The following is a 26,846-nucleotide window of genomic DNA, read 5'->3' as shown; positions in this document are numbered from 1 at the left end:
GCTTTGATACGGGTTATAGTGAACTGCTTTTGTTACAACGTTGTTACCGAAGGGCAAAGATTGGGTAGATATCCTATTCTTCCTCAATCTTGTAGCCGAAGCCACGCACGGTCTTGATCATGTCCCCGGCAGTCCCCAGCTTGGTTCGCAGCCGCGTCACATGGGTGTCGACGGTTCTGCTGTCCCCCACATAATTGTAGCCCCAGACGTCTGCAGCAGGATGTCCCTGCTTTGAACCCTGCCGGCCCGCTCCGCCAGATCCAGAAGCAGTTTGTACTCTATGGTGGTGAGGAGGATCTCTTTATCGGCAACGGTTACCAGATGACGTTCCGTGTCGATGGAGACCGGCCCGACACCGAAGACCTTTTTCCGTGGCTGTTCAGGCAGTGTACGACGCAGCAGTGCCTTTACCCTCAACATGAGTTCCCTTGTGGAGAAGGGCTTGACAATGTAATCATCGGCGCCCACTTCGAAACCGACGACACGGTCTATCTCTTCCCCCTTGGCGGTCAGCATGATAACCGGTATGGAGGCGGTTTTCCCATTGCCCTTCAGGATTTTGCAGATCTCGGTGCCTGCCATGCCGGGAAGCATCAGGTCCAGCAGAACAAGGTCGGGCGGGTTCTTGCGCGCTGCTTCGAGGCCGACAAGCCCATCAAGTGCAATAAGCGGCCGGTGCCCTTCCTTTTCCAGGTTGAAGGCAATCAGTTCTGCCAGGTCCCTTTCATCCTCGATTACCAATATCGTATGCATCGTTACGTTCTTTCCTTAGCAGCCTGCCGATCGATTGGTGACCATGGTACGGAGTTCAGGTTGCATTCATGTTACAGATCTGTAAAAAGAAGGTTATAAACTGCTATGGCAGGAAGTTAAAATCCTGAGCGTTTCAGACGATTGGCAAGGGGAGGTATTTGTTGGGGCGGGATCGGATGGGAGACAGGCGGATGCCCTGTCGCTATTGGCGGCAAGGCATCCGCCCGCAAATGCAAAATTCCGGTCGAGTTCGGTAGAGGATCGACGGGAGCGGCTTTATTTCGGGCAGTCTTGCCGCCAGAGGCAGCTTTCCTGGCCACATTCCGAAGCCTTGCCGCTGGCAAAGCAGGGGTCGTTTCCTTCGGTATCCTGGATGGTCTTGATCAGATCGGTCTTATTCAACTTGCCGGCTTTGATGCCGCGCTGTTTGGCTATTTCCTTGACTTCATCAACTTTCATCGCTTTTCCTCCTGAGTAAATTAACTTGACTTCGACAATAATTGCTAATTCTAGCAGGAGAAAAAGCCCTTTGCAACTCCTGCTGTATATTTTGCCTGTGCAATCCGTTCGTTGCAGGTTGCTGCAGTACTCCTTTTTTGTTGTAGACTGGGATTGATAGGCATGTTAGATAGTTTCCGTCCGGAAACGGTTATTTTTCGCCCTGGCGGTGTCAATCTGCGGGATAGCTTGTGCGGCGTACTGATGTACGCTCCGCGCAATCCTTGATTTCCTTGCCAGGACAAAAAATCCCTCGTTTCCGAATCGGAAACTGTTAATGTCTCATCGGAGTTTCCGGATGAAAACCAGATACTTTATTTAAAATGGTGGGGGGATGAGATGATTAACAGAGAGCGGCTTTACGCGTACTTCATGGAAATATGCGCCATCGATTCGGAACCGAAGAGCGAGCGTCTCCTGGCGGACAGGCTCAAGGAGGATCTGACAGCGCTGGGTTTCATGGTGAATGAAGATGATACCGGGGAGAAGATAGGCGGCAATGCAGGCAATCTCATTGCCCGTCTTGACGGTACTGCCCCGGACCAGCCGCTGCTCTTTTCCTGCCACATGGACCGGGTGGCGCCGGGGGTGGGGGTAAAGCCGCGCGTTGAGGGGGATTTCATCGTCAGCGACGGTACAACGGTGCTCGGCGCCGACGATGCCGCAGCCTGGCGGCAATAATCGAAGGGATGAAAGTGCTCAGGGAAAAGAACCTCTCCCATCCTCCGCTGGAAATTGTCTTTACCGTTGCCGAAGAGCTGGCCCTGCTGGGTTCCAGCCACCTTGACAGCAGCCAGATCACTTCCCGCTGTGGATTTATCCTTGACGCCGGCGGCCCGGTGGGAGAGATCGTCATCCAGGCCCCGGAGCAGGCAAAGATCAATGCCGTTTTCCATGGCCGGAGCGCCCATGCCGGTTTCGCTCCCGAAGAGGGGATTTCCGCCATCCAGATGGCCGCACTGGCCATAACCCGCATGAAGCTCCTTCGTATCGACCCGGAAACTACGGCCAACATCGGCAGCATCCAGGCCACCGGCCCGACCAACATCATCTGCGACCGCTGTCAGCTGCAAGCGGAGGCCCGTTCGCTGGATTCGGCAAAACTGCGGGCTCAGGTCGAGGGGATGGTAAAGGCGCTGGAGTCTGCTGCGGCCGAGATGGGGGGCACTGTCGAGATCGAGGTGCAGAGCTGCTATCCATCCTACCGCCTGGATCAAGGGGCAGAGCCGGCGAGGCGAGCGGCAGAAGCTGCCCGACAGGTAAATCTACCGGTCAGGTTCAAGGCCACCGGCGGCGGTTCCGACGCCAACCATTTCAATAACAGAGGTATTCCCACAGTGGTCTTGAGCTGCGGCTACGAAAAGGTCCACACTACCGGTGAACGGATTGCCCTGGACCAGCTGGCCTCCCTGGCCGAGTGGGTGGTGGCGATTATTTCGGGGGAATGAATATTCTTATGGTGCTTAGGGTGGTAACAGTGAAAAGAAAGTAACTTGCCCAGGTCCGTTTTACGGGGCAAACAGTTCAGAAAGAACCGTCAAAACCTCTTCCTGGGTCGGTTTAGGGATTTTACCGAGTCTCTGAATCAGCCGGGTCTTATCGACGGTCCTGATTTGATCGAGGACCACTTGTCCATCCTTGCCCTTGAATGTGCAGTTCACCCGTGTGGGGTAATTTCTGCCTTTGGTCGTCATCGGCGCAACGATGACCGTGGCGATATACCGATTCATTTCGTCGGGCGAGATAATGAGGCATGGTCGTGCCTTGCGGATTTCACTACCGACAGTCGGGTCAAGGTTGACCAGATAAACATCGAAACGTTTGACTACCATTCCCATTCATCCCGGTCCCATTCAGACTGTCCGCTCACGTCCTCATCGACCATCTTGTCGTCATCGCTTTCAGACATAAGCCTGAATGCATCGGCCACCCCTGCCTTGGGTGGGAAGCTGAGCGAATGATGATCTTCTCGTCTTCCACTTCCAGGTCTACTTCGGTCCCCAGATTGCTTTGCTCAAGAAGAATCTTGGGAATCCGAATCCCCTGAGAATTTCCTATTCGAATTATGTTTGTGCGCATGGGCATTTCCTCTTCGAAAAAAAATCGTACATACATTGTAATTACTTTTCTTCGGAGGTCAATAAATTTTTGTGGCTCTCGGGATAAACGAGGTTGTGGTTTGCAGCATCGGTGGGAGCAAGGGCAACAGCATCCGCCAACAAATGTGCAGGTTTGTTCCCCTCTTTATGCGCTTCTTTTTTTGAGAGTCAGCAGATAATTGAATTCGCCGACCTCTCCCAGGTATGTCTTGAGAAAACCGTGTTTTCGGAGGGTTTTTTCAGTTTCCTGTTCTGACATTCTTATGCTTACCGGAGGTCCGGGCCCTTTATCGATTTTCTTGAATTCTATGACGGCGAGCACGCCATCATCCTTGAGAACCCTTTTGATCTCCTTCAGCGTTGCGTCCTGCCCTTCCGGTGACAGGTCGTGAAGGATCGTGGCCATGAGGCAGAAGTCGATGGACCCGTCGTTCAGGGGAATTCCCTTGGTTATATCGGCCAGCAGGGGTTGAATATTGGCAATGCCTTGTTCCCGTATGATGTTTCGCAGACTCTCGATCCCATCATCCCAAAGATCCACGGCATTAATCAACCCTCCCTGGTCCAGGAGCTTTGCCATTTCCAGACTGTATCGTCCCACCCCGCAGGCCACGTCGAGTATCTGGGCGCCCGGCTGGATATGTATATTCGAAAAAAACGCAGATGGTTGATTAAATCAAAGCTGCTCTTTCCAGCAGCAACGGGTTTTTTTTGCATTTTGTCCTCATGGATATTGGTATTAGAAACCGGTGAAGAGGAAGTCCAGGGCGGCAATGATTTCGGCCCTGTGCTCTTTGAAGGAGGAGACTTTATCTCCAAGGATATGTCGATTAACGCCAGCCAGTTCGGCAGTCGACATGATGACAGCGATTCGCTTTATCTTGAATTGAGGATTGAGATGTCTGGCGGCTTTGCCCATGGCAGCAACAGTGACCAGCGGAACGACTACACGGGTTGAAAGGTTGTCAAGGAGGTCCGCCTGCAAGTCGAGCAAATAAGGGATTGTGGCTTTTGTCTCCGGGTTTTGATTTTCATATACATCGAACTGTGCCATCAGAAGCGCCTCAAGCCATCGCTGAAAGTACCATGAGCTTCAATCCGCCGGTTATAATCTTCTATGGCCTCCCGGTTTTCTTCTTTCCATCTGCGACTCTTTTCCTCCCGTAGCAACTCGGCAAGCCTTAGTTCCAGCGCTTGTGAGATGTTGATGCGGCGCTCCTTTGCTTGGCGAAGCAGGTCGCTGTTAATGCTGAGGTTTGTAGATTTTTTCGGGGCATTCGGATCGTAAAAATTGGTGTGCATATAGATCTCCTATGCGCATTGTTTATGCGCATAATATACCCTCACATATGCTTATGTGCAATTTTTTTGTAGTTCAGCTGCATCCTACACCATCAGGCACTGTCTGAACTGTTTTTCCCGTACCTTTTCCTGAACTGTAGCCTTGCCGTTTATGTGCCTGGAATAGACCGCTAGCGCCCAGACCGGGAAGAACAGGCTGTAACCGTGGTAGCGCAGGTAGAATACCCGCGGGAAACCGGTGCCGGTAAAGTGTTTCTCATCCCAGCCGTTGCAGTAGCTTTCCGTCAGGTATCGCGCACCGTTCCTGACGGCGCTGTGACGCCACTCACCGGCCGCCATCAGCGCCATCAGCGCCCATGCTGTCTGTGAAGCGGTACTGGCGCCGCTTCCGGCCAAGGATGGATCATCATAGCTGGCGCAGGTTTCCCCCCAGCCGCCGTCGCTGTTCTGGCAGGTGATCAGCCACTCCGCCGCTTTTCTCACATAGGGGGCATCCATGTTCTCACCTGCCTGGTGCAGCCCGGAAAGTACCGACCAGGTGCCGTAGATGTAATTGACACCCCAGCGTCCGAACCAGCCGCCGAACTGCTCCTGCTCCTTCTTCAGATAGGCGATGCCGCGGGCAATCGGTGGGTAATCCGGGCCGTGCCCCAGCATCCCCATCATCTCGATACATCTGCCGGTCAGATCGGCGGTGCTGGGATCCAGCAAGGCCCCATGGTCGGCAAAGGGAATATCGTTCAGGTAGAAGTAGTCGTTATCCACATCAAAGGCCCCCCAACCGCCGTCCGTGCTTTGCATCCCCTGCACCCACCTGATCGCCCGTTCAATCTTTTCACGATATTCCGGTTTTTCCAGCGCCCCGGCACGGAACAGGCTCATCAGTACTTTGGCTGTATCATCCACATCGGGGTAGCGGCTGTTTTCATACTGGAATGCCCACCCCCCCGACTCCAGCCCCGGGCATTTCTCCGACCAGTCTCCCGGTGTGGTAATCTGCTGGCTGAACAGCCATTTGATGCCCCTGTCAATTACGCCCCTGTTGTTTTCTGCAAAACCTGCCTCACACAGGGCCGACAAGCTCATGCAAGTGTCCCAGATGGGTGAGTTGCAGGGCTGACAGAAACTGAACTCCATGTTGCCGGCTGTATCAGTCAGGTAGGTTGGGTATAGTTCCGGCGCTGCTGAAGAGCTATCTATGGCAATGCCGCTGTTGCCATCATCCATGGGGATGGCGCCTGTCTTCAGCTTGCGGTGCACCATCAGGTTATCGACTGCCTCCAGGCCGCGCAGGTAATCGGCATCGTCATCGCTGCACCCCAGTGTCTTCAGGGCCATGACTGCATTGGCCATGGCCGGGTAGATGGCGCCAATGCCGCCGTCCCCCTGCATTCTGGCCCGTGTCCAGCGTTCCGCCTCGGCCAGGGCATGTTGTTTGATCCGGCCGGGGATCTGGTGCATGCTGCATTTCAGCACCCGGTCCAGGGCGATGAAGACGTTCTTGCGCCAGGCGTGGTGACGGAACTTATCCAGATGGACCAGCATGTCCGGCGGGGTGGTGAACAACTCGGCAATTCCCTCGTTGTATCGCAGACGACAGATCGGCTGTGTAGCGTAGAGGATCAGCAGTGGCACAATCACCGTGCGTGACCAGTAGGCTACCTTGTTCAGGTGAAAGAAAAACCAGCACGGCAGCAGCATGATCTCGATCGGCATGGCCGGCACGGTATGCCATGGGATCTGGCCGAAAATTGCCAGGGTAATGCGGGTGAATACGTTGCATTTGGCCGCCCCGCCGAGGGAGAGGATCAGCTGGCGCGCCCTGACCATGTGGGGGGCGTTCTTGTCGTGCCCCAGCAGCTTGAGGGCAAAATAGGCCTTAACGCTGGCACTGATATTGGCATTGCCGTCTACGGCATGTAGCGGCCAGCCGCCGTCCGGCAACTGGCGTTCCTGCATATAGACGGCCAGCCGCTCGGCAATCCCGGAGTCAATCTCGCGGCCTATGAATCGTTGCAGCATGGCGTACTCCGCCGGGATTGTCACATCCGCCTCCAGGTCAAAGACCCAGTGCCCGTCGTCCTGTTGCTGCCCGGCCAGCAGTGCGGCTGCCCCTTTGGTCACCTTTTCCAGTTGTGCTGGGTTCATGCCAAAAGTGCTGGTTCCGCCTTCCTTGGCATGGGTAGTTTTACACCCTTCAATCACATTGAAAGTACTTTTATTCCTACTCATGGTTAACCTCCATAGCACATATCATTTGCATTAACGCTGTTAAGTAAAATAGCAAAAAAAAAGCTGCGTGCAACGTTATAATCGTTCAGTGGGGTGCTGTCCGATAGCCTGAAAACAGCCCGTCCAGCATCATCTCCATTATAATGGTCGGGTCCGGCATGGGGAAATCCTTGGTAAAGATGGTACTGGTAACCAGTCCGTGCATGGCGCTCCACAATACCGTGGAGAGTGTGTAGCAATCCAGGGGGCGGAAATAGCCGCTCTTGATGCAGTTATCGACCATTTCGCAGAACCGCTTCCAGCAGCGCAGTGACATGGTGTCGCGGGAAAGGTAATCCTCCGGCCTGCCGTACAGCTGCGGGTTGGAAAAGAAGACCACCTTGTACAGTTCCGGATGCTCCAGGCTGTAACCGACATAACTGAGAAAGGCCTGGCGCAGGAGCTGCTCCGGTGGGGCGTCCGCGGTCATGCCCTGCAGCTGCTCCTGCAGCAGGTTCGCATAGAAGTTTTCGCAGATGTGTAGCAGCAGATCGTCCCTGTCGCGAAAATAGAGGTAGATGGTGGTGGGGGAGTGCTCGATGCGGGACGCAAGCTTTCGCATGGAAAACCCATTATAACCTTCCTGTACAAACAGCACCAGTGCCGCCTCCAGGATCTCGGCCTTGAATTCGTCCTTATGTCTTTGTCTGCGCTCTTGCAGCCCCATACTTAACACCGTTAATTTTGGTTTTTCAGATTTATAGCAGTTGAGGGGAGATTATTCAAGACGTTAATTGATGAGTGCCACGACATCGTGGACACATTTTAGTGCCATGACACTCCCAATCTTCAAATCTTCAAGGCCTGACCTAACTACACAACTACAACTCCCAAAGTTACGCTGCTACACTCTCAGCACCAGCCAATCGCTGTCCCAATTCAAAGGCGCGTTGACATTCCAGTGGTAATACCTCAGAACGGCGCTTTGCTTTGTGGAGCGGGTCGAAGCTTTCGATCACCACCTTTGAATAATCGTCTACCTGGCATGTGTCATATGCACACAGTGTCTCAGCAGCGCCAAGGAGCAGTTGCACATAGCGCTCATTGGTTTTGAAGAACTGTTCGTATCCTGATTCCTTGCTCAGCTCTTCCGTAACATTCATTGTATAGATAAATCCGGTCTTGATTTTCTTCGGGAACAAGGTGCCATACGGTACGGTATAGGTGAGGTATGGAAACAGCAGGCGCTCAAGAAAACTGCGCGTCTCACCGGTAACTGCCCCAAAGTAAATCGGCGAACCTATGACGAGGGCGTCGGCAGCGGCTATCCTTTCCAGAACCGGTGCCAGATCGTCGTTTAGGGCACATTTGCCGTAACTTTCACCCCCTCGGATTTTGCAGGCGAAGCAGCTCGTGCACCCCTTAAAGTCCAGGTCGTAAAGATGAAACTGTTCCGTTGTGGCCCCTTGTGCTGCGGCTCCTTCCAGCGCCTTGGCCACCAGTGTGGCCGTATTCCATTTCTTCCGTGGACTGCCGTTGATTCCGATGACATTCATGTTAGTTCTCCTTTGGTGAAGGTTGGCAATCGCTTGCCGACAAGCAGCTTGCGATGATGCAGTGTTGTTCGACTATTTTCGAACAAGTGAATTCGAAAATAGTCGAACAACATTGCAATGTCAACCTTATTTCTATATGATGCAGAAAAAATGAAAGAGACAACAAATGGCCAATATTAAGGAGATACAGCAACCTTTACGGGGCGAGATAACCTTACCCAAAGTTCTCCATGCCCTAAGTGACCCGGTGCGAATGGAAATCGTCATCAAGATTGCCAGAGCAGGGCAAGTCGCCTGTGTGCATTCGATATACCGATGCCTAAGTCCACCTTGTCTCACCATTTTAAAGTTCTACGGGAATCAGGGGTGGTTGCCAGCAGGCGGGAGGGTAACGTGTTGATAAACTCCATTCGATTTGATGACCTGGAAGCACGATTTCCAGGCGTTATTAGCGCAATAATTGCGGCAGGAGACAGATATCAAGGGAAATAGGGGGGTGCTATTCTTGTCTTTCTGCCTTCGATAACGGGGCCGAGGCGCACCGGCGGAGCGGAGCGAAGACCGTGTGCCGCCGCGGGTTGGCACCTATTCTGAACTTGGTTGTCTTTGCAATTTCCTCGTTGACTATACTTCCGCCTTACGTTAGTATTTGACTTATGATTGCCTCGTTCCATGACAGCGAAACTCAGAAGATTTGGGATGGCCATTTTTCCCGTCGGCTACCAAACCAGATTCAGGCCGTGGCGCGGCGGAAGCTACGTATGTTAAATAACGCCCGTCGAATTGATGATCTCCGTATCCCTCCGCAGAATAGGCTGGAGAAGCTGTTTGGAGACCGTGACGGACAATGGAGCATAAGAATCAATGACCAGTGGCGGATTTGCTTTATGTGGAACGAAGGGACCGCCAGCCGTGTCGAAATTTGCGACTATCATTGAGGTGACGCCATGAACAAACTCCCAAATATTCACCCCGGAGAGGTTCTTCGGGAAGAATTCCTGATTCCGTTAGGGATAAGCCAGTATCGTTTGGCAAGAGAAATTGGAGTCCCGGAGCCAAGGATTTCCGCCATTTGTAATGGCAAGCGGGCAATCACTGCTGATACTGCCGTGCGGCTAGCGCGCTTCTTTGGCACCAGTGCTGGTTTCTGGCTTGGTCTTCAGGCCGATTACGATACTGAGGAAATTGAAAATTCTGAATCGGAGAGCCTTTCCGCTATTCACCAGTGGAACGTGAACACCTCTCATGCGTAATCTTTGCCAACAGTGTGCGCTGACCTGACGGCTTTATCGGTCAGGTCCAGCGGCCTTGCTAGTCATAATTTCTATTAATTTCTCAATGTTTTGGTCACTTTCAGGCCTTCTGTCGATATGCGAATAATAACTTTGTTGATCTGGCCCCCAATCAAAGTAAATGCCAGTGTTTGGCTCAACCAATTGAGCTGCTTGCGTTTCTTTTATCGAAAGATTTATTGTGGCTAGCTTATGGGCTGTTTTACTACCTACTAGCGTTGCAAAGACAACCAAAATATATGTCCCGGAAAGAAAATTAAAATTAGCGCCATCCGCTGGTAATAAAAAGTGATGATCGAAAACTATACCCTCTTGAGGTACAAAAAGCCCACTTCCTCTTTTTAGATTTCCTTTATCACCGTACACCCAGATATTGAAATTCTGCTTTGATTCATTTCGCTGTAACGATACATGTAGGCTCTCAAGAACCTGTCCTCGTTTTGCAGTACTGTATAAAAGAGTACGTAGATATATCTTGTTTTTACTGCTGTCAAATTTCGTGCCATCGGGGCCAAAAAAAACAACTGTTGGCTGAGTCATCAAAAGCATTCCCTTGCGGAAAAACGTAAGCCACGCTGTCACTCCCGAAATGAGAAGCGCCAAACAAGAAATTGCAAAACTAAACCATGGTGTCATTGTTGAATTTCCTTTATGGATAACCAGTTATTGAGCAGTTAGCGCTGACTTTATAGATGTATAAATAAATTTCTATATTATAAATAAGTTTATATATGCGCTTCAAGGTGACGGCATCATCAGTTTGACGGTATCTGCAGGTCGTTCAAAGGCGTTACACCGCTCCAGAATGTGACGGGCAGACACCAGATCGCCGAAATCTATCCTGCTGACAAAATCCTGAGCCACATCCATGACGCGAAGGAATGCCGCAGGGGCCTTATGGTGGGAGAGCAGTTTCAATGATGCGATGTATTCATTGCGGTAGACACTCGGGATAATGATCCGGCAGACACCTGCCGCAACAAGTTCAGCGTTCATCATCGCCCGCGCCGTTCTGCCGTTGCCATCGTCAAAAGGATGAACTTCAGAAACGAGATACATCATGAAAAGCGCTCGCGCCAGTGGATCGGACAGTGAATTATAGAAGGAGAAGCCTTGGGCAAGCGTACCCTTTACAAGTTCCGGCGCGACAAAGTAGGTAGTCCCGGCCCTGTTTCCCTTTTCCTTCAGTTCCCCCGGTCGTTTGTCCGGCCTCCCTTCCAGGATCGACGTATGCCGGCTTTGCAGCAGTTCCATGAATGAGGCGAAATCCGATGGTGTCCGTTGTAATTCGACAGGATTGCCGACGACACGCCAAGTGCCAAGGATATCGTGGGCATCTTCCGGTCGGGATTGGGGGATCACTCCCGCGAATACAATCCCCAAGGCCTCGTCCACTTCGAATTCCGTTCCTTCGATGAAATTGGAAAAGTAGGCGTCGAAGAAGCTCTCGTTGTAAAATGCCGGCCCCGGTTCATAAGTGCGGTTCCGGCTTGGCAGGACAGTGCGAGAAAGTGCGCTGCGCAGGGCTTCAAACTGTTCCAGACGGACAGGGTCATACGGCTCGCCGCTGAAATATGATCGTGCAACATGGCTTCTCAATTCAGCTTCCCGTGTTTGCAGCAGGCTTCCGATCAGGCGGTCGAGCAGTCGAAACTCTTTCTCAAGGCCGATATCCGCTGCTATGGTGCGTGCAAAGTCACGGATTCGGTTCAACTCAGTCTCACCTTTGATCTGCAGGATGGAGGTAAGTTTCTCTTCGACAGCCTTCTGTCCAGCGGCCTTGGTTGCCCCCTCCCGTGCTTTTGTGTGCGACAGGTTTTCCAGTAGCAGCCGTGAAGGCGATGCCATGTGCAGCCCGCCGATAAAAGGCATGTCACCTTCGACCGGACCTGAGCCGGGTATTCTGACAATCCGCAGACCTGGCAGTTCAGTAATCTTCTTGTAACTACAGGTGACAAAGGCAGATCCGTCTTCGGCAGGATGACTTTCCAGGGCGGTACGAAAGCCGATTACGCCGCCTGGCGCCAGCATGCCGACAATCTGCCAGCGATTACGGGCAACGATGACTTCCACCGGCTCGCTCATGTTACGGGTATAGAGCCGTGGACCGATTTTACGGACAGCACCCCGTCTGACCATGTTCGAGACGGTACGCGAGGTGTCGCTCTCCGAGAGGAAAACTTCCTGCAGGATATTTTTGTTTCTAGTTGTCATTGGATGGCCCATATCTGGTAATTACTGTTGCTATAATTCACAAATATAACATTTTTAGCAACTATAAAAAGAATATGGCTTAAATGGCAACTATATGATGGGACGCCTGGACAAAGCTAAACAGATAGCCTCCAGGGCTGCGCGGGTTGGCTTTGGGTTGCCTCATTTTTTAGGGCATCCGGGAATGCCTGCAACTGAGCATTCTGCACCAGCCTCAGCTTCTCTTGCACATTGTTACCAGGCGCCGCCGATTCCACTTAGGCAAGCAAGGCTGTCATCATCACTACACCAAAAATGTGGTCATCTCAATTGGAAAATTAAAAAGATTGGCCAGGGCTATGAAAAGAAACGGAAGGGGAAGGGAAAAACAAAACGGCCGGGTGCTGATGATCCGGTCGTGGTACCTGCTTTATAGAGCATTTCAGCCGTCGATTTCTCTCTCCGCGGTGGTGCCAGACTTGCAGTTTTGCAATTATGACCCTAACTGCAAGCCTGGCACTATTGGTTCCTCAGTTTTCCCTGCGGCTATTTGATGCTCCAGAGAACTGCATGCCTCGCCATCGACCCCGAGCTGATCTCGCTGAAACCTACCGCCTGGCCATGATTGTTGATGCCCACGGCCCAGCTGTTCCCGCCCAGCGTGCCTAAGTCGGTCATTACGCCGTTCTGCCAGATGAAGGCCTTGATCGGGCCGAAATCCGCCGCACGGTAACCCACCACTTGTCCTTTGTCGTTGACATCGAGCACACCGTTTTGACCTCCAGCAAACATCCCCAGATCGGTCATGACGCCGTCCTTCCAGATGAAACCATGCTGGGAACCCGTGAATGATGCGCTATAGCCTATGACCTGCCCCTTATCATTGATGCCGAAGGCAGTGCTCCAATTTCCACCCAGCGTCCCCAGGTCGGTCATCACCCCCTTCTGCCAGACGAAGGCATGCATGGCCCCTGCAGAAGTGTCACTATAGCCAACCACCTGTCCGCTCTTGTTGATGGCATAAGCGCCGCTATAGCCCCCCCCGAGGTTTCCCAGATCGGTCATGACGCCGTCCTTCCAGATGAAACCATGCTGGGAACCGTGGATGATGCGCTATAGCCTATGACCTGCCCCTTATCATTGATGCCGAAAGGAAGGCTCCAATCTCCACCCAGCGTTCCAAGGTCGGTCATTACTCCGTTCTGCCAGATGAAGGCATGCATGGCCCCTGTGGAAGTGCCACTATAGCCTGCGACCTGTCCGCTTTTGTTGACGTAATAAGCGCTGCTATACCCACCGCCGAGTACCCAGGTCGGTCATGACACCGTCCTGCCAGATAAAACCATGCAAGGCCCCCGAGGACGTCACACTTGTGCCCACAACCTGTCCTTTGTTATTGATGGCACGTGGTTCGCAATAATCCCCTCCACCCAGCGTCCCCAGGTCGGTCATTACGCCGTTCTCCCAGAAGAAGCAATGAGGCTCCCCCGAAGATGTACTGCTTCGCCCCATCACCTGCCCCTTTTCGTTGATGCCGCCGGCAGCACTCCGATCTCCGCCGAGTGTCCCGAGATCCGTAATAGTTATCCCTTTGATTCCGCTCGAAGCAGTAACTTCATCACCGCCATCCCCAGCCCAGCAAACAGCATTGAAAGACAGAAAAGAAAGCATTGTTAAAGATAAAAGCGTTTGTGGCACCACCTTTTTGAACATTCCCTTCATCTTTGAGTAACCGGAGAACATGAACACTGAGCAATTTCCCACTTCCTTTGTGACCACCATGTCTTCTTCCTCCTTTTTAGATGTTGTCCGTTCCTTTTGATCCACACTGGATGGCTGGAAAGAAAATATCAAAGTTATCTCGCCCCGCCACAACCCGCTGCGTGCATGATTAGAAATTTTTGCACGTAGCAGGTGCAGTGACACTGCCGGCTTTGGGGCGTCATTTGGGGCATGCCCATGGATCGGGAAAACAAAGGGGAAAGCCCGGAGGTATGGGATGGTTGTATCAGAAGAAAATAATGTTGCATCCCCTGAATTTTAATCAGGGGATGCACTGGGAGAAGGATCGATGACAGGGGAAATATCAGGCGATGGTGTGGCGGATGTCCTTGCCTTTTACCATGAAGATGACCATTTCAGCCACGTTGGTGGCGTGGTCGGCGATGCGCTCCAGGCACTTGGACATGTAGTTGATCTTGATGGCCCGGCTGATGGTGGTGGGGTCCGAGAGCATGAAGGTAAGGAGCTCCCGCTGGATCTGCTCGTTCAGGTCGTCTACCACCTGGTCGTCTTTGCAGACCTTGATTGCCAAGTCTGCATCGGCGCGGACAAAGGCATCCAGCGATTCCTTTACCATGAATGACGCGGCCTGGGCCATGCGGGGCATGTCGATGAAAGGTTTCAGCGGCGGCTCGGCATTCAATTCCTTGGCCCTTTTGCAGATGTTGGTGCACTGGTCGCCGATCCGTTCCAGATCGGTGACGATCTTCAATGCCAGGGTGATGAAGCGCAGATCCCGGGCGGCCGGCTGACGGCGGGCTAGGACCTCCAGGCATTTTTCGTCGATTTCCATCTCCAGACCATTTATCTGGTGGTCAAAGGCGATGGTCTGCTCCGCCAGCGGAGTATCCCTTTCCACGACCGATTTCATGGCGTTGGAGATCATCGATTCCACCTTGCCACCCATTTCCAGAAGCTTTTCCCGGATGGCGTTCAATTCTGCATCATAGTGTTTACTGAAATGTTCTCGTTCCATTTATACCCCTTGGTTCTATGTTCTATGTTCTATGTTCTAGGTTCAAGGTTCAAGGTTCAAGGTTCAAGGTTCAAGGTTCAAGGTTCAAGGTTCAAGGTTCAAGGTTCCAGGTTCAAGGTTCCAGGTTCCAGGTTCCAGGTTCCAGGTTCCAGGTTCTAGGTTCTAGGTTTTAACATCGAACGTAGAACGTAGAACTTAGAACAGCAGTTAGCGTTAACCAAACCTTCCGGTAATGTAATCCTCTGTCTGTTTCTTGTCCGGCGTGGTGAAAATCTTGCGCGTTTCGCCGTCCTCAACCAGTTCTCCCAAGTAGAAAAAGGCGGTATAGTCGGAAACCCGGGCCGCTTGCTGCATGTTATGGGTGACGATGATGATGGTGTATTTCTCTTTCAGCTCCTCGATCAGTTCCTCGATCTTCAGTGTGGAGATCGGGTCCAGTGCCGAGGCGGGCTCATCCATGAGAATAACTTCCGGCTTGACGGCGATGGTCCGGGCAATGCAGAGACGTTGCTGCTGTCCGCCGGAAAGCTCCATGGCATTGCCCCTAAGGCGGTCTTTCACCTCATCCCAGAGGGCCACTCTTTTCAGTGACGATTCGACGATGCCGTCGGCCTCGGCCCGGTTGATCCTGCCGTTCAGCTTGTAACCGGCAATAACGTTATCATAGATGGACATGGCCGGGAAAGGGTTGGGCTTCTGAAAGACCATGCCTACCCGCCGTCTGATGGTGACGGGGTCGGCGCCCTTGTCGTAGATATCGGTATCGTCAAGAAGTATCTTGCCGGTTACCTGGGCCGACGGTACCAGATCGTGCATACGGTTGATGGCCCGCAATACCGTTGATTTGCCGCAACCGGACGGACCGATGATGGCGGTGACGCTGTTTTCGGGAAATTCCATGGAAACGCTTTTCACGGCATGGTTGGCGCCGAAATGAACATTCAGTTGTTCGAGTTTTACCTTGTTTTGCATTGAAACCTCATTTATCAGTTTTTCTGTCTGCTTCTACCGAAATACCTGGCCGAGAGGCTCAGGGCGAACATGATCGTAACCAGCACCAGTGCGCCGGCCCATGCCAGCCGATGCCAGTCCTCATAGGGAGATATGGCGAAGTTGAAGATCTGCAGCGGCATGGCAGCCATGGGTGAGGTAAGCTTGTTGCTCCAGAACTGGTTGCCCAGGGCGGTGAAGAGCAGCGGTGCGGTTTCACCCGCCACCCTGGCAATGGCCAGTAGTACTCCGGTCATGACCCCGGTCATGGCGCTTCTCAAGGTGACCTTGATGCTGGTCCGCCACAGGGGGACGCCCAGGGCGAGAGACGCTTCGCGCAAGGTACCGGGAACCATCTTCAATTGCTCCTCGGTGGTGCGCAGGATAATGGGGATCATGATCATTGCCAGGGCTACGGCGCCGGCCAGGGCGGAAAAGCCCTTCATGGGCACCACCAGCAGCGTATAGGCAACCATCCCGGTGATGATGGAGGGAATGCCGGCCAGGACGTCCGCAGCAAAACGGATGGTGGTAGAAATGCGGCTGCCGCCGAACTCGGCCAGGTAAACGGCGCCGAAAATGCCGACGGGAAGGCCGATTATGGATGCCATGCCAATCATTACCGCTGAGCCGGCCATGCCGTTGGCCATGCCGCCGCCGGTTTCACCGGTCGGTTTCGGTATCTGGGTGAAAAAGTCGATACTGATGGAACTCAAGCCCATCTTTACAATATGGACGAAGATAAATATCAACGGCACCAGCACCGCCAGTGCTGCGGCAAGCATAAGGCCGGTCATGGCCATGCTGGTTGTTTTGCGCAGGGCAACGCTTTTCATCGGCCACCTCCGTTTTGTCCTCTGGTCACGCTCCAGATGAGAAACCTGGCCAGGGCGTTGATGACGAGGGTCACCACCAGCAGGATAAGGCCGATTTCCATCAGTGCCGAAGAATGGATATTGGAGGTGGCTTCGGCAAATTCATTGGCAATGACGCTGGGCATGGTGTAGGCGGGGGAAAGGAGTGACAGTGATATCTGCGGCGTGTTGCCGATGACCATGGTTACTGCCATGGTCTCGCCGATGGCCCGGCCCATGCCGAGTATGACCGCGCCGAGAATGCCCGATTTGCCGTAGGGGAGGACCGCCATGCGGATCATTTCCCAGCGGGTGGCGCCAAGTGCTATTGCTGCTTCCTTCTGGCTCTGGGGTACGGCCAGCAGCACTTCGCGGCTGATGGAGGTAATGATCGGCACCACCATGATCATGAGGATGAAGATGGCGGCCAGCATGCTCACCCCGTAGGGCGCCCCCTCAAAAAAAGGGAGAAAGCTAAATGGTCGATGAGAAACGGTTGAACGGTCTTCTGCAGCCAGGGAGCCATGACCAGCACCCCCCACAGACCATAGATAACGCTGGGGATGGCCGCCAGAAGTTCCACCAGGGCGGCTACCACGGCGCCCACTTTTTCGGTGCTATCTCGGTAATGAAGACGGCGCTGCCGACGCTGAGGGGGGTGGCCAGGGCAAGGGCCAAAACGGATGAAACCACCGAGCCGTAGATATAGGGGAGGGCGCCGAAATCTTCCTGCACGGCATCCCAGTTTTGCCCGGTGATGAATCTCCAGCCGGATTTGGCCATGGACGGCAGGCTTTGGTTGACCATCTCGTAGATCATGAGGAAGAGAATGGCGAGAATGCTGAAGGCGAAGATGACGGTGATTCCCTTGAAGATGAAATCACCGTTCAAGCCTGTTTTTATTTTCCATCTGTTGGGTATTGCTTGAGACACTATATGCTCCGTTAATTAACTTGGCGATTCCCTCTCCCTATCGTGGACCCATAGGGCCTAAAGGAGAGGGCAGGGGAGAGGGGGAAACAGGCCCTCCCCCTACCCCCTCCTTTATGCTTCCGGTACATGAAGGGAGGGGGGGCAAAATTACTTAATAGTCTTAACCGTCTTCTCCACCATCTTCGCCACATTGGCCGGCAACGGCGCATAGAGGATCTTTTCTGCCATCTTCTGGCCGTGCTTCAGTTCCCAGTTGAGGAACTCCACCAGCTTTTTCCCCTTGGCCTTGTCCTTCTGATCCTGGTAAACCAGGAGCCAGGTGAAGCCGACGATGGGGTAGGAGTCCTTGCTCGGCTGGTTGACCAGGGAGATGCGGAAATCGGCAGGCATGGATTTGGCGGCGCCGGCAGCGGCGGCACTGGTTGATTTGATGGTCGGCTCGACGAAGACGCCGCTCTTGTTCTTGAGGCTTGCGTATGGCAGCTTGTTTTCCACGGCATAGGCCAGTTCAACGTAGCCGATGGTGTACTGGGTGGTTTTTACCTGTCCGGCGACTCCTTCGTTACCCTTGCCGCCGAGTCCTACCGGCCACTTTACCGAGCTTCCCTTGCCCACTTTGCTGCCCCATTGCCGGCTGACTGAGGATAAATAGTCGGTGAAGATGCTGGTGGTGCCGCTGCCATCGGAGCGGTGGACGACAATGATGGCTTTTGCCGGCAGCGTGAGACCGGGGTTGTCCTTGACGATCCTGGGGTCATTCCACTTGGTCAGCTTGCCAGGTAGATATCGGTCAGGTTCTCAGACGAAAGCTTCAGCCCCTTACCTATGCCGGGTACATTGTAGGTTACGACCACTGCGCCCATGACGGTCGGGATATGGAGCAGCTTGCCGGGCACCCGCTTCAGTTCGTCGTCGTTGAGAAACTTGTCGGAAGCCCCGAAATCCACGGTCTGGGCAGTGATCTGCTTGATGCCGCCGCCGCTGCCGATGGACTGGTAGTTGAATTTAACGGAGGGGTCGACCTTGGCATACTCGGTGAACCATTTTGAATAGAGGGGGTAGGGGAAGGTTGCCCCGGCGCCGTTGATGAGGGTTGCAGCCGAAGCTTGACCAGTCATGGCCGTTATCGCCGTGATGCTTAAGGTCAGGAAAATGTTTCGAACAAAGTTGAACATTGGATGCCTCCTTTTCAGTGATGGCTACCTTGATATCGCTGCAATGTTACAACTGTGTTACAACGGGGGAAAGATCAGGTAAAAACGACGATACAGTTATTTTAACAGGCTAACATTGGATTACAGCTCTGCACGATGACTTCTGGGCGAAAATCGCACGGCTATGATCCTGACCAGTGCCAGAGACAGGACGAGACTAATTACCATCGCCAGTTCCTGCCATTCCATATCCCTGTACCAGAAGGCCATGACCTCGGTGAGAACGGTGACTATTACCGTGTCGATGATGTAGGTGACCTTGACCCTCCCCTCGGTGAAATAGGCGAGAGCGGTCCGCAACACCTCCACAATGGAGAGAACGGTCAGCACATCCACGAGGATGGTTCTGAAGGCCCCGTGGAAATCCGTTTCCATGATCAGCCGCAGATCGTAAAAGGTATAGAGAACTCCCGCCAGGATCGCTGCCAGGATGGCAATGATCAGCAGACTCAGGAGCACCCGTGCCGATTGTTCGAAAAAGCGGCTCAATTTCAGATCTATTACATCTTCTTTCCACATATAATTTCTCCTTTTTGGGAAAGAAGTATAGCCTGCTAATGTTACAATTCCGTCACCTTCCGGTGAAAAATTGGAAACTGTTGACATTAGCGGGGGAAAAGGTATCTTCTGTCAGTTAAATTGGGCATTCAGTTGGCGCAAGGGAGTGAACATGGAAAAACTTTTGAACCATCTGAAGGGTAAATTCCTTGCCGGACTTTTTGTCGTTGTCCCGGTGGGAATTACCATCTTCATCTCATCTTCCTTTTCAACTTCGCTGACGGCATCCTCGGGTCCTATCTGGACAGCCTCTTCACTGCCATGACCGATGAGGAGATTCACTTCCCCGGGCTCGGCATGCTTACCGGTGCAGTGGTCATTTATCTTTGCGGGCTCCTGGCAACCAACGTGCTCGGTACCCAGCTTCTCAGATGGTGGGACAGGTTGCTCTCAAGGATTCCACTGGTGAAGTCGATATATACATCAAGCAAACAACTCACCAAAGTCTTCAAAGAGGGTAAAACCTCCTATCGCCGGGCAGTGTTTGTTGAGTGGCCACGCCCGGGAGTGCGGGCCATCGGTTTTGTCACCGCCGAAATAGTGCGGGACGGCGAGCCCCTGGTAGTGGTTTACGTGCCGACGATGCCCAATCCCACTTCCGGCTTTGCCCTGTTCTTCAAGCAGGATGAAGTTTTCGAAAGTGGAATGACGGTGGAGGAGGCGGTCAAGTTCGTTGTTTCCGGTGGAATGGTGGTAAGTTAACTCAAATCTTTATTTATGCCTACCCCCTGCTCACTCTCGTTCGCTTCCCTCCTATGAAACCGGGGGGATTGAGGGGGGTCAAGGAGCGCAGTATGGGTGTGCTATTACAGGTACAGACTCATTTCATGTCTGTCCCCGATGTTATGCAGTGGATAGATATGAACAGGCTCTCCTGCGTGGTGACAATCACTCTCGATGGCGACCGGGAGATGACCGTCTACATGGAGCATGGCACCATTATTTATGCAGCTTCCCAGCACAAGGGCTTTCGTCTGGGGGAATATCTGGCAAAGACAGGCGCCCTGAGTGAGGTCCGGGTGCTCCAGACCCTGGGAGAGAGCCGCAAATCCGGTATCTCCCTTATCCGTTACCTGGCCGACAACAAGATAATAGGGCTTCCCGCTCTAACCGAGGTCTTCACCAGTCTGGTGGAAGATCTGCTCATGGAAGTTGTTCAGGTGGGCATGGCTTCGGTAACCGTCACGTCTCCGCTCCCCGATTTTGTCCTGAACGGACCGGTCCACCTGCAGACCGGCCAGCTGGTATTCGATGCCGTGCGCAAGCTGGATGAGCTGAACCGGGACCGCCAGCAGCGGGACGAGTCCATAGAAAAGATCAGCCGACGCCTCTACGAGGAAGATTTCCAGCTGCCGGTCCTGCCCAACATGCTCATGCAGCTCATTTCCATAATGGAGGACGAAAAATCCACATTCCAGGATATGGCCCGGATCATCATGACTGACCAGGTCCTCATTTCCAGGATCCTCAAAGTCGCCAACTCCCCGTTTTATGCGGCCACCGGTCAGGTGGATTCCATCCAGTTCGCCATCGTCCGCCTGGGCATGCGGGAGATCATGAACATCGTCACCGCAATCCAGATCAATTCCCTCAATTTCACCGATGTTTCCAGGGAAAAGCTGCAGGCAATCCTGGACGATGCCCTGAAGACCGCTTTCATGGCCAGCGGCCTGGCCCGCCACTGCCGGCTCGATCCGGAAGAGGCATTTCTGGGGGGGCTGCTCCTGGACCTGGGGAAGACGGTAATCCTCAGTGTCGCAAAAGACTTCAACATCAATCAGGCCCTGCTGGATGACCTGCTTAACGAGCAGCATGCACAGATCGGCTCCCTCATTGCCAAAAAATGGAATTATCCCGAGTCGATCCAGAACCTGATCCGTTACCATCACAAAAAGAACTTCGGCGGCATGGTCAACAGGATGATTGCCCTGGTCCAGGTCGCTGACAACTTCATCCAGACCGGTACCGAAAAAGGCATCGATCCGGAAGTCCTGGCTGCCCTGGCCATCCCCACCGAAATTTTAACCCAGACCTATGAAACCTCCATTGCTTCATTCAATCAGATAAAGGCTTATAGCCGGGCTCCTTTGCCCCTATCCGTCACCACGTATATCAACAGGGCAATTCTCCCCTGTTCAACCCATGTCTGATCACGCTGGTGCAGAGGCCTTTTGTCCTCGGTGCTTAATTTTCTCCCATCACCTATTTATTAATTTGTGAGCGCGCTCACTTTATTCTTGTGTTCTCTTTTTTTGTTCTCTATTATGAGCGCAGTCATATTGTGGAGACAGTAATGCGCATCAATGAACAGACTAAACAGGAAAACCGGCTCCGTATCCTGGGAAAGGCGGCAGAGCTTTTCATCGCCAAGGGCTTCGAGGATTGCACAACTCGGGATCTTGCCCTGGCTGCGGGGCTGGCCACAGGTACCCTCTTCAATTATTTCCCGAGCAAGGAAACCCTGGCCATGACCATGGTTTCGAGGCACTCAGCCAGGGTCGCGAAGATTATCAGCGTCGTCGCACCGGTGCGGAGGACCTGACCGAGGATCTCTTTTTATTCATCGCCTCTGGCTTAAGGCGGCTGCGGCCATTGCGCCCTTTTCTCGGCCCGGTTCTGGAGCGATCTTTAAGTCCCTTTCCCCGTAAAACCATATGCCATGAGGGTGAAGCTGCCCGCTTGGAACATCTTGCCACCGTGCAGGAGATTATCGGCCGCCATGGCTTCACCGAGGCTCCTGACTATGTGGCAGTGACCATGTATTGGTCCCTCTATCTGGGAATACTTGCTTTCTGGACCAATGATGAATCAACAAATCAGGAAGCGACCAGGGCACTCATCGACTATTCGATCCGCTACTACGTGCAGTTGATTTCCGGCACCGGGGCGGACACGGGAGAAACGCATGCACGTTGAGGAGGGAAAGACCAGGGAGGCAGCCGAAATGAGCATTCTGCTCGACGCCCTGCCGAAGAAACATCCTGCCGATCCATCGGGTCTGCAGTTGGCGCAGCTTATCACCAGCATCTCCAACAGGAAGGTGCCGGTAAGCTCCTTTTCCCGAATGTGGAACCTGGGCTCTCTCCAGGCAAAGGTTACTCTCGGCTATTTCGCCTACTGGCTGCGCAGCGTTTCAGTGATGCGGACGAGAAAGAGCGGCTCAGAAAGGAAGCCCACGTGGCTGCGGCCCTGAAACTGTTCGGCACTATGGGATACCTGAGGGGAGCCGTAATGAAGGTGGGCCAGCTGCTGGCCAATCTCCCGGAAGTCGTGCCCGAAGAGTTTGCCGAGGTGCTTTCCGCACTGCACTTCGAGGCGCCTCCCATGCACTTTGCCATGGTACGCGAGGTATTTCTCGACGAGTTTGGCCGCGAGCCGGAGGAGGTGTTTGCCTTCTTCGAAAAAAAAGCCTTTGCCGCAGCTCCCTGGGCCAGGTGCACCGCGCCCGGCTGCACACAGGCGAGGAGGTGGCAGTAAAGATTCAGTATCCCGGCATTGCCCGGACCATCAAAGCCGACCTGCGCAATCTCCGCCTTTTGCTCCAACCATTAGGTCTGACCAGCGATGGCCAGAATATGCTCGAAAATCTGGCCGATCTCGAGCAGATGCTGCTCATGGAGACCGACTACGAACAAGAGGCCTGCTTTGCCAGGGAAGCCCGTCGCCTCTTCACAGCTGTGGATCAGGTAGTCGTGCCGCAGGTATACGATGACTTCTGCACCAAGCGGGTGCTTACCATGGAATATCTGGACGGCTGTCATCTGGATGAATTCCTTGCAGCCGATCCGAGCCAGGAGGATCGTGACTATTTCACCACCTTGATGACCATAGCGGTGTATCGGATTTACTACCGGCTGCACTGGTTTCCAGCCGATCCTCACCCCGGCAATTTCATATTCATGAAGGATGGCCGCCTCGGACTTATCGACTTCGGTTGTTCGCGGACCATATCCGATGATGAATGGCGTTTGATGTGCGACCTGGAGCTGGCGGTATCGAAACAGGACGAACCCGCAATTAAACGGCTCCTCGCCCAGGCTTGTCTCTTTGAAAATCCGGAAGAGATCGAACCTGACCGGCTGGAGACGGTTCGGCGAGGGGTTGACTGGCAGTTGGAGCCGAATCAGGCAGAAGGCCTCTTCGATTTTGGCGACCGGGAGTTCTTCCGGCGCGGTGTCGAATGTTTCATGAACCTGTCCCGCAAACGATACACTCGCGGCTCTCCTTTGTACCTTTGGACCAATCGCTTGACTATCGGGGGGAGGGCCGTCATCTACCGCCTGAAGGGACGCTGCGACTTCAGAGCAATCCATCGGCAGGAATCTTCTGTTTGGTTCGGGCGAGAAGGAAACCGGCACTTAACGGACTAACCATACGCATCTGTACCAGAAGATTTCCGTCGGAGCGGGCACAGGAGAAGCACATGCAAACTGAGAAGAAAACCACCGCGGGAACACAGGATATGAGGGCTCTGCTCGACGTTCTGCCGAAGGAAAGAAATACCGATCCGACTGGACAGCGGTTGGCGAAGTTCATCACCAGCATCTCCGATAAAAGGGTCCCAACCAGTTCCTTTTCCAGAATCTGGACCTTGGGCTCCCTTCAGGCCAAAGTTACTCTCGGCTATCTGCCTATTGGCTCCACAGCCGCTTTGCCGACACGGACGAGAAAGAGCGGCTCAAAAGCGAGGCCCATCTTGCTGCAGCCCTGAAACTTTTGGGAACCATGGGCTACCTGCGGGGGGCTGTGATGAAGGTCGGCCAGATGCTGGCCAACCTGCCGGAAGTCGTGCCTGAGGAATTTGCCGAGGTGCTTTCCGCACTGCATTTCGAGGCACCACCCATGCACTTTGCCATGGTGCGCGAGGTATTTCTCGACGAGTTTGGCCGCGAGCCGGAGGAGGTTTTTGCCTCCTTCGACCAGCAGGCTTTTGCCGCAGCTCCCTGGGCCAGGTGCACCGCGCCCGGCTGCACACAGGCGAGGAAGTGGCAGTAAAGATTCAGTATCCCGGCATTGCCCGGACCATCAAAGCCGACCTGCGCAATCTCCGCTTTCTGCTCCAGCCGCTGTGCCTGACTAAAGACTGGCAGGACACTCTCGCCAAGCTGGCCGACATCGAGCGCATGCTCCTCATGGAGACCGATTATGCCAGGAGGCCATGTTCGGCAAGCTGGCCCGGAGTGCATTTACAGCCGCAGATCGGGTGGTTGTGCCGCAGATTTATGACGAATATTCCACCGGCAGGGTGCTGACCAGCGAATACCTGCATGGTTGCCATATAAACGACTTCCTGGCGACAGATCCCGGCCAGGGGGAGCGAGATCATTTTACCCACCTGCTGACGGTGGCTACCTATCGGCTCTATTACCGTCTGCACTGGCTCCCGGCAGACCCGCACCCCGGCAACTTCATCTTCATGGCGGATGGCCGCCTCGGGCTGATCGACTTCGGCTGCACCCTGACTTTAAGCGACGAGGAGTGGCTCTTTTCAAATGTGGCGATCCAGGCGGCCCTCGACCGGGATATGCCGAGCCTGAATCGCGCCATTGCCAGGGCCTGCCGCTTCGATAACCCCGACGACATGGAACCGGATCATCTGGAAGTTATCCGGAACGGCTTTTATTGGTTTATGGAGCCATGGCAGCAGGAAGGTGTATTTGATTTCGGGGACAGGGATTTCTTCCTGCGCGGCATTGACAACGCTATTGAAGCGACTCGCAAAGGCTACACCCGAAGCCTGCCCATGACCATCTGGTCCAACCGTTTCACGTTCGGAGGGAGGGCCTTCTGTTACAAGTTGAAAGGGCGTTGCGAGTTCAGGAAAATCTTTCTGCAGGAGTCGTCTTGTGCCCGCCAGGATCCGGCGTAGGGACTTAGCTCCCCCTAATACCTGGAACATCTAAAACTAACCCCCCTCAATCCCCCCTTGTCAGGGGGAAGCCTTTAAGCCTCCCTTGACAAGGGGAGGTTTGGAGGGGTTAATTTTTCACCCAAAAAGGAGACAGTTAACAATGCTCAAGCTCCACGACGTAACCAAGACCTATGACGGAAAATCGGAAGTGACGGCCCTGACAGGGATTACGCTTACTATTGAGCCGGGCGAGATGGTGGCCATCATGGGGCCGTCCGGTTCCGGAAAATCCACCCTGCTCAATTTGCTGGGAGGACTGGATGTTCCCACCTCCGGGGCTATCGTGGTGGCGGGGCAGGACCTGGCCAAGGAGAATGAGAAGGACCGGTCGCTGTTTCGCCGCTCGAAAATATCCTACATCTTCCAGGCCTACCACCTGATGCCGACCTTGAAGGTGAGCCAGAATGTGGCTTTGCCGCTGCATCTGGCGGGCGTTTCCTCCGGGGAGATTACCCGGAAGGTCGCCCGTGTCTTGCAAGAGGTTGGGCTTGAAACGCGATCCAATCATCTTCCCGACGAGCTTTCAGGCGGCGAGCGCCAGCGCGTCGCCATCGCCCGGGCGCTGATCACCGATGCGCCGCTGCTTCTGGCCGATGAGCCCACCGGCAACCTGGATACGGCTCGGGGCGAAGAGGTACTGAGCCTGCTCCGCACCATTCACCGGGAGCATAATACTACCATCGTCATGGTCACCCATGACCACCATGCCGCTTCCGCCTGTCAACGGCTGATCAAGCTCCGGGACGGCAGGGTGGAAGGGGACAGCGCCATCGGAGGTGGGAAATGAATTTCCTGCTCCGCACCCTGTCCCTGAGTTACGTCAGACGTCACCTGATGAAGACCTTGCTGACCCTTTTGGGGGTGGTGGTGGGCGTTGCCACCTTCAGCGCCATCCGGAGCGCCCAGGGAACGCTCGTCAAAGGAATACGGTCCACCGTGGATCGGGTCGCCGGCAAGGCCCATCTGCAGATCACCATGACCGGGGGCGTGCCGGAGGAGATACAGGAAAAGGTGCGGACCCTTCCGGGAATCCGGGCCACATCGCCGGTCATCGAGCAGATCGTGGTGCCGGAACGGGGGGAACTGGGAAGTCTGATGGTGATCGGGATCGACCTCCTGGGGGACCGGGAGATGCGCGAATATGGCTTCGAGGGAGAGGACGCCGACCTGGACGATCCGCTCCTTTTCCTTGCCCAGCCTGACTCGGCCATCTTTACCCGCGACTTTGCTGGGCGTGCAGGGCTCAAAATCGGTGACACCATTCCCGTGCGGGTGCCGACAGGGGTAAAACGGGTTGCGGCGCGGGGGCTTTTGTCTCCCAAGGGCTTTGCCGAGGCATTCGGCGGCAACCTGATGGTGGTGGATGTTTATGCCGCCCAGGAGCTGTTCGGCCGGGGACGCCGCTTCGACCGCATCGATGTGCGCCTTTCGGAGGGGACAACGGTGGCCCAAGGGACGGCAACCCTTGAGAAGGCCCTTGGGCCGGCCTATCGCGTGGAGACGCCGGACCGCCGTGGTGCACAGATGGAGCAGACGGTAACTAATTTCGTGGTGGGCTTCAATGTTACCAGCGGCTTTGCCCTTTGTATCGGTACCTTTCTCATCTTCAACGCCTTTAACGTGGCGGTGAACCGCAGGCGTCGCGATATCGGCACCCTGCGCGCCCTGGGGGCCACGCCGCGGCAGGTGCAGGCCCTCTTTCTCATGGAGGCGCTGGTGATCGG

At 54.1% G+C, this 26,846-nt stretch carries 33 protein-coding genes and 5 pseudogenes; 17 read left to right on the top strand and 21 right to left on the bottom strand.

The features are described from left to right. Positions 1 to 73: 73 nt before the first annotated feature. Together JCM15764_RS18050 and JCM15764_RS18045 are read right to left on the bottom strand one after the other, a co-directional pair. Positions 74 to 753: pseudogene (locus JCM15764_RS18050) on the bottom strand (response regulator). Positions 754 to 1,029: 276 nt separating this feature from the next. Continuing rightward, complete coding sequence (locus tag JCM15764_RS18045) at positions 1,030 to 1,212, bottom strand: hypothetical protein (RefSeq protein ID WP_012647085.1); 183 nt, start codon at positions 1,210 to 1,212, stop codon at positions 1,030 to 1,032. 378 nt (positions 1,213 to 1,590) lie between these two features. Between JCM15764_RS18045 and JCM15764_RS24990 the strand changes: the two genes are divergently transcribed. Further along, complete coding sequence (locus JCM15764_RS24990; RefSeq protein ID WP_243689374.1) at positions 1,591 to 1,932, top strand: zinc-binding metallopeptidase family protein; 342 nt, start codon at positions 1,591 to 1,593, stop codon at positions 1,930 to 1,932. Positions 1,933 to 1,940: 8 nt separating this feature from the next. After that, positions 1,941 to 2,699: a M20/M25/M40 family metallo-hydrolase gene (locus JCM15764_RS18040; protein WP_243689373.1), complete on the top strand. Its 759-nt coding sequence runs from the start codon at positions 1,941 to 1,943 to the stop codon at positions 2,697 to 2,699. A gap of 60 nt (positions 2,700 to 2,759) precedes the next feature. On the opposite strand, the gene JCM15764_RS18035 is transcribed toward JCM15764_RS18040, so the two are convergent. The 8 genes and pseudogenes from JCM15764_RS18035 to JCM15764_RS18000 form a co-directional block, all read right to left on the bottom strand. Further along, positions 2,760 to 3,083: a type II toxin-antitoxin system PemK/MazF family toxin gene (locus JCM15764_RS18035; protein WP_243689372.1), complete on the bottom strand. Its 324-nt coding sequence runs from the start codon at positions 3,081 to 3,083 to the stop codon at positions 2,760 to 2,762. A 166-nt stretch (positions 3,084 to 3,249) separates the two neighbouring features. Next, positions 3,250 to 3,330 (bottom strand): annotated as a pseudogene (locus JCM15764_RS30260) (AbrB/MazE/SpoVT family DNA-binding domain-containing protein); the annotation flags it as partial. Between the two features lie 165 nt (positions 3,331 to 3,495). After that, positions 3,496 to 3,990 (bottom strand): class I SAM-dependent methyltransferase, encoded by a 495-nt coding sequence (locus JCM15764_RS18025; protein ID WP_279384547.1) that lies wholly within the window; start codon positions 3,988 to 3,990, stop codon positions 3,496 to 3,498. Between the two features lie 99 nt (positions 3,991 to 4,089). Next, positions 4,090 to 4,404, bottom strand: coding sequence for a CcdB family protein (locus tag JCM15764_RS18020; protein ID WP_054698207.1), 315 nt, complete (start codon positions 4,402 to 4,404; stop codon positions 4,090 to 4,092). Further along, positions 4,404 to 4,652, bottom strand: coding sequence for a type II toxin-antitoxin system CcdA family antitoxin (locus tag JCM15764_RS18015; RefSeq protein WP_054698204.1), 249 nt, complete (start codon positions 4,650 to 4,652; stop codon positions 4,404 to 4,406). The genes JCM15764_RS18020 and JCM15764_RS18015 overlap by 1 nt, the downstream gene beginning before the upstream one ends. An 84-nt stretch (positions 4,653 to 4,736) precedes the next feature. Further along, on the bottom strand, positions 4,737 to 6,884 hold the full coding sequence (shc, locus tag JCM15764_RS18010) for a squalene--hopene cyclase (RefSeq protein ID WP_054698202.1): 2,148 nt from the start codon (positions 6,882 to 6,884) through the stop codon (positions 4,737 to 4,739). An 85-nt stretch (positions 6,885 to 6,969) separates the two neighbouring features. Then, complete coding sequence (locus JCM15764_RS18005; protein ID WP_054698200.1) at positions 6,970 to 7,590, bottom strand: TetR/AcrR family transcriptional regulator; 621 nt, start codon at positions 7,588 to 7,590, stop codon at positions 6,970 to 6,972. A gap of 169 nt (positions 7,591 to 7,759) precedes the next feature. Beyond that, positions 7,760 to 8,419, bottom strand: coding sequence for a flavodoxin family protein (locus JCM15764_RS18000; protein ID WP_054698197.1), 660 nt, complete (start codon positions 8,417 to 8,419; stop codon positions 7,760 to 7,762). A 315-nt stretch (positions 8,420 to 8,734) separates the two neighbouring features. On the opposite strand from JCM15764_RS18000, the gene JCM15764_RS28805 reads away from it, so the two are divergent. The 3 genes from JCM15764_RS28805 (at position 8,735) to JCM15764_RS17995 (ending at position 9,672) form a co-directional block, all read left to right on the top strand. Beyond that, complete coding sequence (locus tag JCM15764_RS28805; RefSeq protein WP_369412373.1) at positions 8,735 to 8,911, top strand: ArsR/SmtB family transcription factor; 177 nt, start codon at positions 8,735 to 8,737, stop codon at positions 8,909 to 8,911. 164 nt (positions 8,912 to 9,075) lie between these two features. After that, positions 9,076 to 9,357: a type II toxin-antitoxin system RelE/ParE family toxin gene (locus tag JCM15764_RS24985; protein ID WP_243689370.1), complete on the top strand. Its 282-nt coding sequence runs from the start codon at positions 9,076 to 9,078 to the stop codon at positions 9,355 to 9,357. A gap of 9 nt (positions 9,358 to 9,366) precedes the next feature. Beyond that, complete coding sequence (locus JCM15764_RS17995; RefSeq protein WP_054698194.1) at positions 9,367 to 9,672, top strand: HigA family addiction module antitoxin; 306 nt, start codon at positions 9,367 to 9,369, stop codon at positions 9,670 to 9,672. 33 nt (positions 9,673 to 9,705) lie between these two features. Here the strand turns inward: JCM15764_RS17995 and JCM15764_RS17990 are convergent, their stop codons facing one another. The 11 genes and pseudogenes from JCM15764_RS17990 to JCM15764_RS17945 form a co-directional block, all read right to left on the bottom strand. Continuing rightward, a complete protein-coding gene (locus JCM15764_RS17990; protein WP_054698191.1) occupies positions 9,706 to 10,347 on the bottom strand; it encodes a hypothetical protein in 642 nt (213 codons plus the stop codon). Between the two features lie 102 nt (positions 10,348 to 10,449). Further along, positions 10,450 to 11,925, bottom strand: a complete 1,476-nt coding sequence (locus JCM15764_RS17985; protein ID WP_054698189.1) for a Fic family protein — start codon at positions 11,923 to 11,925, stop codon at positions 10,450 to 10,452. Positions 11,926 to 12,450: 525 nt separating this feature from the next. Continuing rightward, positions 12,451 to 12,987, bottom strand: coding sequence for a hypothetical protein (locus JCM15764_RS17980; RefSeq protein WP_279384546.1), 537 nt, complete (start codon positions 12,985 to 12,987; stop codon positions 12,451 to 12,453). Beyond that, positions 12,966 to 13,127, bottom strand: coding sequence for a hypothetical protein (locus JCM15764_RS24980; protein WP_243689369.1), 162 nt, complete (start codon positions 13,125 to 13,127; stop codon positions 12,966 to 12,968). Before JCM15764_RS24980 ends, JCM15764_RS17980 begins: the two co-directional genes overlap by 22 nt. A gap of 64 nt (positions 13,128 to 13,191) precedes the next feature. Beyond that, entirely contained in the window at positions 13,192 to 13,686 is a 495-nt protein-coding gene (locus JCM15764_RS17975) for an HAF repeat-containing protein (protein ID WP_054698182.1), read from the bottom strand. 304 nt (positions 13,687 to 13,990) lie between these two features. Then, positions 13,991 to 14,662 (bottom strand): phosphate signaling complex protein PhoU, encoded by a 672-nt coding sequence (gene phoU, locus JCM15764_RS17970; RefSeq protein WP_054698179.1) that lies wholly within the window; start codon positions 14,660 to 14,662, stop codon positions 13,991 to 13,993. A gap of 213 nt (positions 14,663 to 14,875) precedes the next feature. Continuing rightward, positions 14,876 to 15,634, bottom strand: a complete 759-nt coding sequence (gene pstB, locus JCM15764_RS17965; RefSeq protein WP_012647094.1) for a phosphate ABC transporter ATP-binding protein PstB — start codon at positions 15,632 to 15,634, stop codon at positions 14,876 to 14,878. A 14-nt stretch (positions 15,635 to 15,648) separates the two neighbouring features. After that, positions 15,649 to 16,488 (bottom strand): phosphate ABC transporter permease PstA, encoded by an 840-nt coding sequence (gene pstA, locus JCM15764_RS17960; protein WP_054698176.1) that lies wholly within the window; start codon positions 16,486 to 16,488, stop codon positions 15,649 to 15,651. Further along, positions 16,485 to 17,439: pseudogene (gene pstC, locus JCM15764_RS17955) on the bottom strand (phosphate ABC transporter permease subunit PstC). The gene pstA and the pseudogene pstC overlap by 4 nt, the downstream one beginning before the upstream one ends. Before the next feature lie 147 nt (positions 17,440 to 17,586). After that, positions 17,587 to 18,614: pseudogene (gene pstS, locus JCM15764_RS17950) on the bottom strand (phosphate ABC transporter substrate-binding protein PstS). Between the two features lie 120 nt (positions 18,615 to 18,734). Then, the gene (locus tag JCM15764_RS17945; RefSeq protein ID WP_054698173.1) at positions 18,735 to 19,172 is read right to left on the bottom strand and encodes a phosphate-starvation-inducible PsiE family protein; all 438 of its coding nucleotides are present in this window, start codon (positions 19,170 to 19,172) and stop codon (positions 18,735 to 18,737) included. Between the two features lie 151 nt (positions 19,173 to 19,323). On the opposite strand from JCM15764_RS17945, the gene JCM15764_RS24975 reads away from it, so the two are divergent. The 12 genes and pseudogenes from JCM15764_RS24975 to JCM15764_RS17910 all read left to right on the top strand — a co-directional run. After that, entirely contained in the window at positions 19,324 to 19,476 is a 153-nt protein-coding gene (locus tag JCM15764_RS24975) for a hypothetical protein (protein ID WP_243689368.1), read from the top strand. After that, complete coding sequence (locus tag JCM15764_RS17940; RefSeq protein ID WP_243689367.1) at positions 19,473 to 19,913, top strand: DUF502 domain-containing protein; 441 nt, start codon at positions 19,473 to 19,475, stop codon at positions 19,911 to 19,913. Before JCM15764_RS24975 ends, JCM15764_RS17940 begins: the two co-directional genes overlap by 4 nt. Before the next feature lie 92 nt (positions 19,914 to 20,005). Continuing rightward, entirely contained in the window at positions 20,006 to 21,361 is a 1,356-nt protein-coding gene (locus JCM15764_RS17935; RefSeq protein WP_243689366.1) for an HDOD domain-containing protein, read from the top strand. 143 nt (positions 21,362 to 21,504) lie between these two features. Next, positions 21,505 to 21,753, top strand: coding sequence for a TetR/AcrR family transcriptional regulator (locus JCM15764_RS24970; protein WP_243689365.1), 249 nt, complete (start codon positions 21,505 to 21,507; stop codon positions 21,751 to 21,753). Positions 21,754 to 21,890: 137 nt separating this feature from the next. Next, entirely contained in the window at positions 21,891 to 22,127 is a 237-nt protein-coding gene (locus tag JCM15764_RS24965; RefSeq protein ID WP_243689364.1) for a TetR family transcriptional regulator C-terminal domain-containing protein, read from the top strand. Then, positions 22,117 to 22,404, top strand: a complete 288-nt coding sequence (locus tag JCM15764_RS28800) for a hypothetical protein (protein WP_369412372.1) — start codon at positions 22,117 to 22,119, stop codon at positions 22,402 to 22,404. Before JCM15764_RS24965 ends, JCM15764_RS28800 begins: the two co-directional genes overlap by 11 nt. Further along, complete coding sequence (locus JCM15764_RS28795) at positions 22,389 to 22,688, top strand: AarF/UbiB family protein (protein ID WP_369412371.1); 300 nt, start codon at positions 22,389 to 22,391, stop codon at positions 22,686 to 22,688. Before JCM15764_RS28800 ends, JCM15764_RS28795 begins: the two co-directional genes overlap by 16 nt. Beyond that, a complete protein-coding gene (locus tag JCM15764_RS28790) occupies positions 22,646 to 23,581 on the top strand; it encodes an AarF/UbiB family protein (RefSeq protein ID WP_369412370.1) in 936 nt (311 codons plus the stop codon). Before JCM15764_RS28795 ends, JCM15764_RS28790 begins: the two co-directional genes overlap by 43 nt. A 53-nt stretch (positions 23,582 to 23,634) precedes the next feature. Further along, positions 23,635 to 23,922 (top strand): hypothetical protein, encoded by a 288-nt coding sequence (locus JCM15764_RS28785; RefSeq protein WP_369412369.1) that lies wholly within the window; start codon positions 23,635 to 23,637, stop codon positions 23,920 to 23,922. Between the two features lie 14 nt (positions 23,923 to 23,936). After that, positions 23,937 to 25,080, top strand: a pseudogene (locus JCM15764_RS17920) (ABC1 kinase family protein). Between the two features lie 142 nt (positions 25,081 to 25,222). Next, a complete protein-coding gene (locus tag JCM15764_RS17915; RefSeq protein WP_054698170.1) occupies positions 25,223 to 25,909 on the top strand; it encodes an ABC transporter ATP-binding protein in 687 nt (228 codons plus the stop codon). Beyond that, positions 25,906 to 26,846, top strand: a 941-nt coding sequence (locus JCM15764_RS17910; RefSeq protein WP_243689363.1) for an ABC transporter permease, incomplete at its 3' end; no start/stop codon positions are given. The genes JCM15764_RS17915 and JCM15764_RS17910, both read left to right, overlap by 4 nt.

The organism is Geotalea toluenoxydans JCM 15764 (genome assembly GCF_001311985.1).
In the GTDB taxonomy this organism is placed as follows: Bacteria; Desulfobacterota; Desulfuromonadia; order Geobacterales; family Geobacteraceae; genus Geotalea; species Geotalea toluenoxydans.
The sequence above is the reverse complement of the archived record's forward strand: the minus strand, read 5'-3'. Positions and strand labels throughout refer to the sequence as shown.

Coding starts and splice junctions, on each gene's coding strand:
- JCM15764_RS24990 (WP_243689374.1), top strand. CDS start 1,591: ATGATTAACAGAGAGCGGCTTTACGCGTACTTCATGGAAATATGCGCC.
- JCM15764_RS18045 (WP_012647085.1), bottom strand. CDS start 1,212: ATGAAAGTTGATGAAGTCAAGGAAATAGCCAAACAGCGCGGCATCAAA.
- JCM15764_RS28800 (WP_369412372.1), top strand. CDS start 22,117: ATGCACGTTGAGGAGGGAAAGACCAGGGAGGCAGCCGAAATGAGCATT.
- JCM15764_RS24970 (WP_243689365.1), top strand. CDS start 21,505: ATGCGCATCAATGAACAGACTAAACAGGAAAACCGGCTCCGTATCCTG.
- JCM15764_RS17975 (WP_054698182.1), bottom strand. CDS start 13,686: ATGGTGGTCACAAAGGAAGTGGGAAATTGCTCAGTGTTCATGTTCTCC.
- JCM15764_RS28785 (WP_369412369.1), top strand. CDS start 23,635: ATGCAAACTGAGAAGAAAACCACCGCGGGAACACAGGATATGAGGGCT.
- pstA (WP_054698176.1), bottom strand. CDS start 16,488: ATGAAAAGCGTTGCCCTGCGCAAAACAACCAGCATGGCCATGACCGGC.
- JCM15764_RS18000 (WP_054698197.1), bottom strand. CDS start 8,419: ATGAATGTCATCGGAATCAACGGCAGTCCACGGAAGAAATGGAATACG.
- JCM15764_RS18015 (WP_054698204.1), bottom strand. CDS start 4,652: ATGCACACCAATTTTTACGATCCGAATGCCCCGAAAAAATCTACAAAC.
- JCM15764_RS18020 (WP_054698207.1), bottom strand. CDS start 4,404: ATGGCACAGTTCGATGTATATGAAAATCAAAACCCGGAGACAAAAGCC.
- shc (WP_054698202.1), bottom strand. CDS start 6,884: ATGAGTAGGAATAAAAGTACTTTCAATGTGATTGAAGGGTGTAAAACT.
- JCM15764_RS18035 (WP_243689372.1), bottom strand. CDS start 3,083: ATGGTAGTCAAACGTTTCGATGTTTATCTGGTCAACCTTGACCCGACT.
- JCM15764_RS28805 (WP_369412373.1), top strand. CDS start 8,735: ATGCCTAAGTCCACCTTGTCTCACCATTTTAAAGTTCTACGGGAATCA.
- pstB (WP_012647094.1), bottom strand. CDS start 15,634: ATGCAAAACAAGGTAAAACTCGAACAACTGAATGTTCATTTCGGCGCC.
- JCM15764_RS17935 (WP_243689366.1), top strand. CDS start 20,006: ATGGGTGTGCTATTACAGGTACAGACTCATTTCATGTCTGTCCCCGAT.
- JCM15764_RS17985 (WP_054698189.1), bottom strand. CDS start 11,925: ATGACAACTAGAAACAAAAATATCCTGCAGGAAGTTTTCCTCTCGGAG.
- JCM15764_RS17945 (WP_054698173.1), bottom strand. CDS start 19,172: ATGTGGAAAGAAGATGTAATAGATCTGAAATTGAGCCGCTTTTTCGAA.
- phoU (WP_054698179.1), bottom strand. CDS start 14,662: ATGGAACGAGAACATTTCAGTAAACACTATGATGCAGAATTGAACGCC.
- JCM15764_RS24985 (WP_243689370.1), top strand. CDS start 9,076: ATGATTGCCTCGTTCCATGACAGCGAAACTCAGAAGATTTGGGATGGC.
- JCM15764_RS18005 (WP_054698200.1), bottom strand. CDS start 7,590: ATGGGGCTGCAAGAGCGCAGACAAAGACATAAGGACGAATTCAAGGCC.
- JCM15764_RS17940 (WP_243689367.1), top strand. CDS start 19,473: ATGACCGATGAGGAGATTCACTTCCCCGGGCTCGGCATGCTTACCGGT.
- JCM15764_RS17995 (WP_054698194.1), top strand. CDS start 9,367: ATGAACAAACTCCCAAATATTCACCCCGGAGAGGTTCTTCGGGAAGAA.
- JCM15764_RS24975 (WP_243689368.1), top strand. CDS start 19,324: ATGGAAAAACTTTTGAACCATCTGAAGGGTAAATTCCTTGCCGGACTT.
- JCM15764_RS24980 (WP_243689369.1), bottom strand. CDS start 13,127: ATGCATGCCTTCATCTGGCAGAACGGAGTAATGACCGACCTTGGAACG.
- JCM15764_RS17990 (WP_054698191.1), bottom strand. CDS start 10,347: ATGACACCATGGTTTAGTTTTGCAATTTCTTGTTTGGCGCTTCTCATT.
- JCM15764_RS17915 (WP_054698170.1), top strand. CDS start 25,223: ATGCTCAAGCTCCACGACGTAACCAAGACCTATGACGGAAAATCGGAA.
- JCM15764_RS18040 (WP_243689373.1), top strand. CDS start 1,941: ATGAAAGTGCTCAGGGAAAAGAACCTCTCCCATCCTCCGCTGGAAATT.